Origin of the sequence: Thermodesulfobium sp. 4217-1, assembly GCF_039822205.1 — a bacterium.
In the GTDB taxonomy this organism is placed as follows: Bacteria; Thermodesulfobiota; Thermodesulfobiia; order Thermodesulfobiales; family Thermodesulfobiaceae; genus Thermodesulfobium.
The window spans coordinates 81,104-89,688 of the sequence record NZ_JBAGBW010000005.1 but is presented as its reverse complement, the minus strand read 5'-3'; the positions used below and the strand labels follow the sequence as shown (position 1 = coordinate 89,688).

The 8,585-nt window shown below is 39.3% G+C and carries 8 protein-coding genes; all 8 read left to right on the top strand.

Features of this window, described 5'->3' with window-relative positions; translation table 11 throughout:
* Positions 1 to 897, top strand: an 897-nt coding sequence (gene rfaD / locus V4762_RS03500) for an ADP-glyceromanno-heptose 6-epimerase (protein WP_347314389.1), incomplete at its 5' end; no start/stop codon positions are given.
* A 339-nt stretch (positions 898 to 1,236) separates the two neighbouring features.
* A complete protein-coding gene (locus V4762_RS03495; protein WP_347314388.1) occupies positions 1,237 to 2,307 on the top strand; it encodes a hydrogenase small subunit in 1,071 nt (356 codons plus the stop codon).
* A 2-nt stretch (positions 2,308 to 2,309) separates the two neighbouring features.
* Positions 2,310 to 3,872: a nickel-dependent hydrogenase large subunit gene (locus V4762_RS03490; RefSeq protein ID WP_347314387.1), complete on the top strand. Its 1,563-nt coding sequence runs from the start codon at positions 2,310 to 2,312 to the stop codon at positions 3,870 to 3,872.
* An 11-nt stretch (positions 3,873 to 3,883) separates the two neighbouring features.
* The gene (locus V4762_RS03485; RefSeq protein WP_347314386.1) at positions 3,884 to 4,465 is read left to right on the top strand and encodes a cytochrome b/b6 domain-containing protein; all 582 of its coding nucleotides are present in this window, start codon (positions 3,884 to 3,886) and stop codon (positions 4,463 to 4,465) included.
* 98 nt (positions 4,466 to 4,563) lie between these two features.
* Positions 4,564 to 5,097, top strand: a complete 534-nt coding sequence (locus V4762_RS03480; RefSeq protein WP_347314385.1) for a putative metalloprotease CJM1_0395 family protein — start codon at positions 4,564 to 4,566, stop codon at positions 5,095 to 5,097.
* 152 nt (positions 5,098 to 5,249) lie between these two features.
* On the top strand, positions 5,250 to 5,732 hold the full coding sequence (locus V4762_RS03475) for a HyaD/HybD family hydrogenase maturation endopeptidase (RefSeq protein ID WP_347314384.1): 483 nt from the start codon (positions 5,250 to 5,252) through the stop codon (positions 5,730 to 5,732).
* 8 nt (positions 5,733 to 5,740) lie between these two features.
* On the top strand, positions 5,741 to 7,873 hold the full coding sequence (locus V4762_RS03470) for an acetate--CoA ligase family protein (RefSeq protein ID WP_347314383.1): 2,133 nt from the start codon (positions 5,741 to 5,743) through the stop codon (positions 7,871 to 7,873).
* 46 nt (positions 7,874 to 7,919) lie between these two features.
* Complete coding sequence (locus V4762_RS03465; RefSeq protein WP_347314382.1) at positions 7,920 to 8,585, top strand: P-loop NTPase family protein; 666 nt, start codon at positions 7,920 to 7,922, stop codon at positions 8,583 to 8,585.

Here is an 8,585-nt window from a genome sequence, read left to right as displayed (position 1 = left end):
GCTGGTTTTATCGGTTCAAGTTTAGCAAAGGCCCTTGAAGATCATTTTCCAACTTATGAGATATTTGCTCTTGATGACTTTTCGAGCGGTCATTTTAAGAATCTTTTGGGTTTTAAGGGCGAGGTAATAACTGCTGATATATCTTTGAAGGAGGTCTGGGAGAGACTAAAAAGCTATAGGTTTGACGTTATATTTCATGAAGGAGCTATATCTGACACAAGAGTTTTAGATCAGGGTCTTGTTATGAGGGTAAATGCTGAGTCATTTAAATATTTGCTTGATTGTGCAAGAAGCTCTAAGTCGAAAGTAGTATATGCATCTAGCGCAGCGGTTTACGGCAATTCTCCTGCTCCTCAGAAAGAAGAAAGCGGTCTTGTGCCTGAAAACGTTTATGGTTTTTCAAAATATGTTATGGATATGATGACGCTGAAATTTATGAAAATAAACCCTGATGTCCAAGTTTGCGGCATGAGATATTTTAATGTGTATGGCCCTGGTGAGGATTTTAAGGGGGAGTACGCAAGTATGATAAGACAGATGTATTTAAAAATAAAAAGAGGCGAGAATCCGAGACTTTTCAAATACGGTGAGCAAAAAAGAGATTTTGTGTATATCCAAGACGTAATAAATGCAAACGTAAGAGCGATGGAAAGCGATGTATCAGGTATATTCAACATAGCCACTGGTAGCGCAAGATCGTTTAACGATATCGTAAAAATAATCTCTGATACTACCAAGAAGGATATAAATGTGGAATACTTTGATTGTCCTTATAATTTTTATCAAAATCTTACACAAGCTGATATTTCAAGGGCAAGGTCTTTTATAGGGTACAATCCTGAGTACGATCTTGAAACGGGAGTAAGAGAATATATAAATTACTTAGATAGAACTTAACCTCTAATAGCCAGCCTAAAATAGTTATTTCAATATTTAAAATTTATTTTGATTTTAGAGTGGTGTTTTTACTGGACAAAACTCTTATTTCGGTTTAGTATTTATTTTGTTTATTTATACATAAGCAGAAAAATTATTTGAATTATCAGAATTTATAAAAAATTCAAAATTCATGTTATAATTTCTGTTTAAGGATTAAAATGTGGTAAATCTCATGAAGGGTTTTGCCTTACGACTTTAAGTATGGCTCTTCACAAAAAGAGAGGAGGGGTAACAGAAAAACAACGATTTGGCTTTTTGCTTCAAGAATTCTTACCTTCATGAAGGGGGTGTTGTTTTTTGTTATCAAGTTTAACTAAGAATAAGGTTAGTAGAAGGGATTTTATGAAAGCCTGTGCGGCGATGGCCGTATATTTGGGTTTGAGTGAATCTTTTGCTCCAAAGATTGCTGATGCAGTCGAAAATGCTAGTAAAAAGGCTCCAGTTGTCTGGATAGAAGCCCAAAGCTGTTCTGGTGATACTGAGGCATTTCTCAATTCATCTGAACCTACTCCAGCTCAGATTTTGTTAGATACTATCAGTTTAAAGTATCAGGATACAGTTATGTTTGGTACCGGATACGTTGCAGACAAGGCCTTAGACGATGCTATAAAAGCAGGCGGATATGTTTTGGTGGTTGAGGGTTCAATCCCTACCGCAGATCCTCTATTTTGTACTGTCGGCACCGAAAGTGCTACCAACCCCGCAAGAAAACCCGTAATTGATACCCTCAAAGAAGCTTATAAGAATGCTGCCGTAGTTATTGCGCTTGGCTCATGCGCTACATGGGGCGGCGTGGTTCAAGACTGTCCTTCTAAAGGCAGAGGAGTAGCTGAGGTTCTTGGAAAAGATAAGGTTATTAACCTTCCTCTATGTCCATGCAATCCAGATCATTTGGCTGGAACTATCGTTTACTATCTTACCTTTAAAAAGGCTCCGCCACTTGATATTCACCAAAGACCATTAATGTTTTTTGGCTCTATTATTCACGACAACTGTCCAAGAAGGGCGCACTTTGAGCGCGGCGAGTTTGTGACCGATTATGGCGATCCAAAACAAGCAGACTATTGTCTTTATCTAAAAGGTTGCAAGGGGCCGTTTACTTTTAGTGATTGCCCATCAAGAGGTTTTAATGAAAATGTAAGCTGGTGTATAAAAGCTAGCGCACCTTGTGCGGGATGCTCACAACCAGAATTTTATGCTGGTTTTTCTCCTCTTTATGTTAAGTCAAATGATGTCAATCTGCCAGGCATTGGTGGAGTTCCATCTGAAACAGTTGGCACAGTCGCTGCAGCTGTAACTGCCTTAGGCGTCGCTGCCCACCTTGTTGGCCGATCTGTATTTGGCAAGAAGAAGGAGGGAGATAAGTAATTATGGCGAACAAAATAGTAATTGATCCAGTTACAAGAATAGAAGGCCATTTAAGAATAGAAGTAGAGGTTGAAAATGGCGTAGTTAAGGACGCATGGTCTACAGGTACTATGGCAAGGGGATTCGAGGCAATGCTCCTTGGCAGACAACCAATGGATGCCATTTACGTTACTGAGAGATCTTGCGGCGTGTGCACACTGGTGCATGGAATGGCCTCTTCAAGGACTCTGGATATGGCATACGGATGCAAGGTTCCAGAGGCAGGAATACTTCTTAGGAATCTTATGCTTGCAGCACTTCATATGGGAGACCATATACAGATCTTTTATAATTTAAACGCTCCTGACTATATCGATATTACAGCAGTTGCAGGCTATAAGGGGAATGATCCAAAGCTCTTGGCAATAAAGGACAAGATAGTCTCACTTGTAAAGGCAAACGATACTTCGCCTTTTACCCCTACATATAAAAACGATCAATATACGCTTACAGATCCTGAAATAGTAACTACCCTTGTCAGCCACTATTTGCAAGCTATCGAGGCAAGGGCCATTGCACAGAAGTGTGTGGCTATTTTTGGCGGTAAATCACCTCACCAGGCAGGAATAATCCAAGGTGGCGTAACTTATCATCCAAATTTGGAAGATCTAATAAAATATAAGGAATCTATCTTAAAGGTGATAGATTTTGTAGAGAACGTTTACTGGAAAGACATACTCTTTCTTGGAGCAGGTCCGCTTCTTCCTGTAGGCCAGGCTGGTCTTGGCGGAGGGTACAATAACTATCTCTCAGGTCCAGAATTTCAGGCAGATGAAAGCGGCAAGGACTTTTTGTGGAAGGGCGGAGTAGTTACAGATGGTAATCTTGGCGCAGTCCAACCCTTGGATGGTCAAAAGATTGCAGAATCGGTAGCGCACTCTTGGTATGATTACTCAAATAATCAGCCACTGCTCGCACCATATGAAGGTCAGACAAAATTTAACCTAACAAAAGAAGGTGCTTATAGCTTCGTGAAGGCTCCTCGTTACGACGGAAAGCCTTACGAAGTGGGTCCTCTTGCTTGGGCTATGACTACCCAACCAAAGGAATTTATGGATATTGTTACTAAGTTAAACATCAAACCGGGATTTTTGGCTCGTCATGCTGCAAGATCTTACCAGGCCGTTGACGTTGCAAGAAACGTTTTGAAGTGGGTAGACCAGTTGGCAGGACTAATGGGCAAGGGTCCGCTAATAGTAAATGACGACAAGCCTACACCCAATACCGGAAAGGGAGCAGGATTTGTAGAGGCACCGAGAGGATTTTTGAGCCACTGGGCAATCATTGAAGGTGGAAAGCTCAAAAATTATCAGCAGGTCGTTCCTACTACTTGGAATGGTTCTCCAAGAGATGCGAACAACGTTCGTGGTCAATTCGAGCAGTCTCTCATAGGTATTCCTGTACCTGATCCAGAAAATCCAGTCAACGTAGTAAGAAATATCAGGTCATTTGACCCATGTTTGGCTTGCGCAATTCACATTATTCATCCAGAGAGCAACCGCATCTTGAAGTTTGTTGTGGAGTAGGGAGGTATACTATGGCGCGTTTAGAAGAGCATCCGCTTCCACAAAGAACTATGCACTGGATAAATTTGCTTTGCATGATAGGTCTTATTGTGTCGGGATGGTATATCCACAGCCCATTTGCACCTGGCTGGATGGGATCTCTTATATGGCTTCACCTTTCACTAGCGTTTATCTGGATTCTAAATGCAATATTTAGAGTTTATTTTGCATTTGCTGGTTCTGATAAGGACTGGAAGGAATTTGCCTATACAGGAGAAGACATTAAAAATATCATTCCTCAGATTAAATACTATTTATTTATAGGTCCGCATCCTCATACTGGAAAATATAATCCACTTCAGAAGGTAGCTTATAGCTGGCTTTTGATTGTTCTTTTCATCTTTCAGGCAACTACAGGTTTTGCGCTTTTGTGGCCTACGGGCAGTTTTGCTGGAGTAGTGCACTTCTTTGGTGGTTTGTATACATTGAGGCTGTGGCACTATTTTGGTATGTTTGCGTTCATCATGTTTATAATTGGTCATGCATACCTGTCAGTCACAGAGGCATGGGATCAGGTTCCGCTTATGTTCTTTGGTATCGCAAAAAAGGATTAAGATTAAATTTATTTTTAACTTATTGCCCCGGATTGTATGTTAAATCCGGGGTTTTATTATATAATATAATGTAGTATATATACGGTTGGAGGATTAAAATGTCTGAAACCAATAGTATGTTGGTGTCAAATGATATTGGTTCCTCTGGAAAAAATAATGCTTCTAGTGTGTCAAGCGTATCAAATCAGAACTCTAGTAGCAACGCTACTTCTTTATTAAAACAAAAGTTTTCTGCTCAAGTTGAGCAACAACTACAACAGTTGATAAAGACCGATCAGGAAGTACGTGCTCACGAACAAGCTCATATTGCTGCATCAGGAGGTTTGGCCACTTCGGGCCCAAACTATGTTTACGTAACAGGTCCTGATGGTAAGCTCTATGCTGTGGGAGGTGATGTAAACATAGACGTCTCTCCTGTTCCAAATAATCCCGACGCTACAATCCAAAAAATGGATACTGTTATTAGTGCTGCTTTAGCTCCTGCTCAACCTTCCACTCAAGATTACACTGTGGCATCTCGAGCCCAAATGGCTATTATTCAAGCTCAAGAGCAAAAAACAATAATGGAAAGACAGAAAAGTCAATCTAATTCAGGAAATTCTAAAAGCACCCAGATAAATACTATCGTATAAGTACCAAGTGTAACGTATATTAAAACTTTTTTATAGTTTTTTTATACTCAATTGTAGCTATTAGTTTAACTTATTTGACAAAAATAAAAAACCAATTCATAATTTAATTGTTTGTTATTTGTTAGGGGTTAAATCTTTTTTAAGGGGAAATTATGAAGATAGTTGTAATAGGAATTGGAAATGAGATACAGGGAGATGATGGATTAGGAGTTCATGTGATAAAGGAATTGGAAAAGATTTCTTTACCTAAGGAAGTAGAGCTTTTGGCAGGAGGCACAAGCGGACCTGATTTGATCGTTTATTTTGAAGGGGTAGATCTACTTATATTTGTGGATGCAATAAGGGGAGGCAACGAACCTGGCACCATGTATAAATATAACCCTGAAGAGATGAAGTATCAAAGAAGCGTTGCGCTATCTCCCCATCAGATAGGAATCCCAGAGACACTGAGATTAGCTGAATTTGCTGATAAGAAGCCAAAGAAAAGTGTTTTTTTTGGCATGGAACCAATGAATTTGGACTTTTCTATGGAACTTAGTCAGCCATTGAAAGAAAAACTCCCAAGATTAGTTGAGCTTATAGTAGAAGAGATTAATAGCTTTTTGGCTTCTAACAAAGATCAAAATATACTGTAAGAGAGGAAGTGGACATTTTAGTGCACTCATCTAATGGTAACAGGGAGCAGTCTGAGCTTGATTTTTTCTTTAATCCGAGAAATGTCGCTGTATTGGGAGCTTCAAGAAAGCCTGGCGCTGTAGGCTATACTATTTTGGAGAACCTTCTTGATTTCAAAGGGCAGGTTTTTCCAATCAACCCTAATGCTACAGAAATTCTGGGGATGAGAGCCTACCCGAGCTTTCAGGACTTGTTTGAGCCAGTAGATCTTGCCATAATTTCTGTGCCTAGAGAAATTGTGCCAATTGTTTTAGAAGATGCTGGCAGGGCTGGTTGTTTGGGGGCTATTATTGTAACATCTGGTTTCAAAGAAGTAGGCAAAAAAGACTTGGAGGATCAGCTCTTAGATATCGCAAAAAGATATTCAATGAGACTAATAGGTCCGAATTGTTTGGGCATTTACGACGCAAAATCCAGGCTTGATACATCCTTTCTATCAAAACAAAAACAAGCAAGACCTGGTCCGGGCAGCATAGCATTTTTGTCGCAAAGCGGAGCATTTCTTGCTGCTATTATGGACTGGGCAGCGTCTGAAAAGATTGGCATATCTAAGGGCGTTTCTTACGGGAACAAGGCTGACGTAAATGAGCTCGACTTAATTGACTACCTGATAGAAGACGACGACACACAAGTAATATGCCTCTATATAGAGGGGATAGAGAATCCGAGGGTTTTTTTTGAAAAGGCTAGCGCTGCTTCTAAAAAGAAACCAATTTTAATTATGAAGGCTGGCCTTTCCGAGGAGGGCACAAAAGCTGCTGCGTCTCACACTGGCAGCATGGCTGGCAGTGGGCTGCTTTTCAAAAGTGCGTGCAAACAAGCAGGCCTAATTATGGTACGAGACTATAGGGAATTGTTTAATGCTGCCAAAGCATTGGTTAGATCGGGACCTGTAACGGGAAATAAAGTTGCGATTTTGACCAATGGTGGCGGAGCGGGAGTTATGACAACTGATTATGCAATGGAGAAATCCTTTAAAATGTCAAGCTTATCCGATTCTACTAAGGAAAAATTAAAAAGCTTTTTGCCAGTTTTTGCCAGCGTAAACAATCCTGTGGACATTACCGGATCTGGAAATGAGGATGATTATGTTAAGTCACTGAAGATTATCCAAGCAGATGACGATGTGGATGCTGTTTTGGGAATAAATCTTGTACAGGTTCCTGGTATGGACGAAAAGATAGTAAGCGTTTTGCCAGCTGAGATAGCTATGAGCTCAAAACCTTATTATTCAATTATGATTGGCGGAAATTATACAAATAAAATAAAACTTAAGCTGGAAAAGAAGGGAATGCTCGTATACAACAATATAATAGATTGTATTGACTCGTTATATATATCATCTTTGTATACGAAGTTCAGAGAAAAGGATAGCTGGCAGGGCGAAAAAACTTCTCTAAAAGCATCTAAAAAAGCAAAGAGCATAACTTCAAAGACCTTGAAGTCGAACAAGACTTCTTTGATAGAGCCATTTCTTTCAGAATTCCTAAACGATTATAAAATGCCTCTTTCGCAGAGCTATTTTTTCTCATCTATAGAGGATATACTCAATTCAAATAATATTGTGTTTCCAGGCGTGGCCAAGGTGGTATCACATGAAATAATTCACAAAACCGATGCTGGTGGTGTAATTTTAGGCATTAAATCAAAAGATGAATTGGTTGATGCATATAAAAATATTACTGAAAATGCTAACAAATACGATCCGAGTGCAAAAATAATGGGAATATCATACCAAAAAATGGAGAAGAAAGGCGTGGAGCTTATTGTCGGCGGCTTTAATGATAGGTATTTTGGGCCCATGGTCATGTTCGGTCTCGGCGGTATTTACGTGGAAGTTTTGAAAGACGTAGCTTTTGCAATGGCTCCAATAACCAAACAAATTGCTATGGATATGGTCAAAGAATTAAAATCATATAAGATCTTGACAGGGGTAAGAGGAGAAGATCCTGTGGATCAGGAGAAGATAGCTGAGTTACTTGTCAAGTTTTCTGAGGTGTTATATTTACACCCAGAAGTTAAGGAAATGGAATTCAATCCCGTTTTTGCTTATAAAGATTCTGTGGTCATAGTAGATTCCAGAGTGCTCCTTGAAAAATGAGGATTTTAATATCAACTGTTTGCCTTTTTCTAATAAGGGAGAAAAAATGAATAACTATCCTGCTTATATTCTTTGTGGCGAAGCGGGCTCTGGCAAATCAGAGATCGTTTTAAATTTGGGCTATTTATTGTCTAAAGACAATCCTGTGACGATTGTAGATCTTGATAATGTAAAGATTATGAGAACCATAAGACATGTGAAAAATGAGATGAATCTTAAATTCCCCTATGAAATAGTCAGTGTTCCAGAGGAATATATCAATCTGGATCTGCCGATTGTCGCATATAAAATTAGAGGTTTGATTGAGGATTATAGGAACTTTTTAATTATTGATGTGGGTGGCAATAGCGATGGATCTGTTGTTCTGGGTTCATTGAACGATGTTTTGGTTAAGAGAAACACTGTGCCAATTTTTGTATTTAACCCATTCAGGCCATTTTCAAGCTCGTACGAGGCAGTGCTTGAAACGATCAAGTCTATCCAGGATTCGAGCAAGCTTGTTTTCAAAAATGTGATAATAAACCTTTATCTGGGCGCAGGAGCTACATTAGAAGAATTGACCTTTGGAGAAAATTTGGCCAATGATATTGTAGAAAAGCTAAATCTTGAGGTTCTCTTTAGATTTGTTCAGGAAGATTTCGCAAAAGATTTTAAAAACTATATTCCTATAAATCCTTTTTTATTCTATCCATGGGAAGAAGGGAGGAACTAA

What these genes read in the sequence shown, in the direction of transcription:
- V4762_RS03465 (WP_347314382.1), top strand. Translation starts at nt 7,920, where the DNA reads ATGAATAACTATCCTGCTTATATTCTTTGTGGCGAAGCGGGCTCTGGC.
- V4762_RS03485 (WP_347314386.1), top strand. Translation starts at nt 3,884, where the DNA reads ATGGCGCGTTTAGAAGAGCATCCGCTTCCACAAAGAACTATGCACTGG.
- V4762_RS03475 (WP_347314384.1), top strand. Translation starts at nt 5,250, where the DNA reads ATGAAGATAGTTGTAATAGGAATTGGAAATGAGATACAGGGAGATGAT.
- V4762_RS03490 (WP_347314387.1), top strand. Translation starts at nt 2,310, where the DNA reads ATGGCGAACAAAATAGTAATTGATCCAGTTACAAGAATAGAAGGCCAT.
- V4762_RS03480 (WP_347314385.1), top strand. Translation starts at nt 4,564, where the DNA reads ATGTCTGAAACCAATAGTATGTTGGTGTCAAATGATATTGGTTCCTCT.